The sequence below is a fragment of the Oleiphilus sp. HI0132 genome, from assembly GCF_001635845.1.
Window position 1 is genome coordinate 1 of sequence record NZ_LWGJ01000901.1, and the last position, 376, is coordinate 376.

At 50.0% G+C, this 376-nt stretch carries 1 protein-coding gene; it reads right to left on the reverse strand.

Annotated elements, in window-relative coordinates; all coding sequences use genetic code 11:
• Position 1: 1 nt before the first annotated feature.
• Positions 2–376 (reverse strand): FAD-binding oxidoreductase (locus A3766_RS10180; RefSeq protein ID WP_068566953.1); only part of this gene is annotated, 375 nt, incomplete at its 5' end.

Consider the following 376-nt stretch of genomic DNA (forward strand, 5'->3'; position numbering starts at 1 on the left):
TTCAAACTCTTATCAAAGGGTTATACGGTTCACTCGGTATAGGCGTCGATTCACCACTAACAATAGCGCTGAGTAAGGCAACCGAAGCGGGTGCGAGCACCAAGCCATTGCGATAGTGGCCGGCATTGATATAAAGGTTGTCAAACTCCTTCATTTGGCCAATATAGGGAATGCCATCTGGTGAGCCTGGGCGTAGACCCGACCAATGCGCACTGATAGGGCAGGAGGCCAAGCCTGGGAAGAGGTCTATCGCCATATCTGCCAATTCCTCTTTTGCTTGTTCCGTTGTGCGCTTATCAAAGCCGACGTCTTCCAGAGTACTACCTGCCAGTACCTTTCCGTCTCTACGTGGAATCACATACTTACCGTTGTTCAT